The organism is Candidatus Streptomyces philanthi, assembly GCF_059553635.1.
Genome location: NZ_JCANQV010000631.1, coordinates 1 through 1,024 on the forward strand (window position 1 = coordinate 1; position 1,024 = coordinate 1,024).

The following is a 1,024-nucleotide window of genomic DNA, read 5'->3' on the forward strand; positions in this document are numbered from 1 at the left end:
CCGCGGCGGCGCCGCCAGGGCGAGGTCACGGTGCGGTGGGACGCGGTGGCGCCCCGGGGGTGAGGGCGGCGCCCCGGGGGTGAGGGCGGCGCCCCGGGGAGCGGGTGGCCGGAACGCGGGCCCCTCGTCAACCATGGGGCCCTGTCCCCACGTCTGTCCCATGGCGGCCGCTGACCGCCGCCACCCCCACCCCGACAGGAGACCCACCGTGAGCGACCGCGGAACCGACCGGCCGGACGACGAGCACCCCGCGGCCCCCTGGTGGTCGGGCGCCGGCCCGGTGGCGGGGATCGCCCTCGTCGCCGTGGGGATCGCGGTGGCGGTGTGGAGCCTCGCCCGCGACGGGGCGTCCGGCTCCTACCCGGCGGGCAAGCTCATCGCCATCGGTCTGGTCCTCGTGGGCTCCGCCGTGGTGGGGCGCTTCCGCCGCCGCTCCCCGGGGGCGACGGAGAACGACCTCCAGGGCTGACCGCCTACCCCAGCGCGCTCACCAGCGCCCCCACCAGCTCCTTGTCGTGGTCGTGGGTGAGCCGGGCGCGGGCCGCGTCCGGGGTGAGCCAGTCGAGGCGGTCGACCTCGCGGTTGGGGGTGAAGGTGCCGGGGACGGCCTCGGCGGCCCAGTAGCGGACCTCCTTGGGGCGGCCCTTGACCGTGTAACGGGCGGTGGGCAGGGGGCTGCCGGGACGGCAGTCCATGCCGGTCTCCTCGGCGACCTCGCGCACGGCGCACTCCAGCGCGCCCTCACCGCGCTCCTGCTTTCCCTTGGGGTGCGACCAGTCGCGGTACTTCGGCCGGTGGACGACGGCGATCTCCAGCCCGTCGCCCGGCCCCTTCCGCCACAGCACGCAGCCCGCGGCCCGTACCAGGTCCTCCGGTTCGGTGGCGGGCCGGGGCGTCTCGTCGTGTGCGGTGGTCACGGTCGGGCTCCTTCGCTGTGCCAGAGGCGGCCGAAGGCGTAGCGGGACGCCTCCGCCTCATGGCGCTGGTCGGCGTGCAGGACACCCAGAGCGTAGGCCGTCGCGGG

2 protein-coding genes are annotated in these 1,024 nt (G+C 76.9%); one reads left to right on the top strand and one right to left on the bottom strand.

Annotated elements, in window-relative coordinates; all coding sequences use genetic code 11:
* Positions 1 to 208 precede the first annotated feature (208 nt).
* Positions 209 to 469: a hypothetical protein gene (locus AC51EU_RS30755; RefSeq protein WP_496270371.1), complete on the top strand. Its 261-nt coding sequence runs from the start codon at positions 209 to 211 to the stop codon at positions 467 to 469.
* Between the two features lie 4 nt (positions 470 to 473).
* On the opposite strand, the gene AC51EU_RS30760 is transcribed toward AC51EU_RS30755, so the two are convergent.
* A complete protein-coding gene (locus tag AC51EU_RS30760; protein ID WP_496270372.1) occupies positions 474 to 917 on the bottom strand; it encodes an NUDIX hydrolase in 444 nt (147 codons plus the stop codon).
* Positions 918 to 1,024 lie beyond the last annotated feature (107 nt).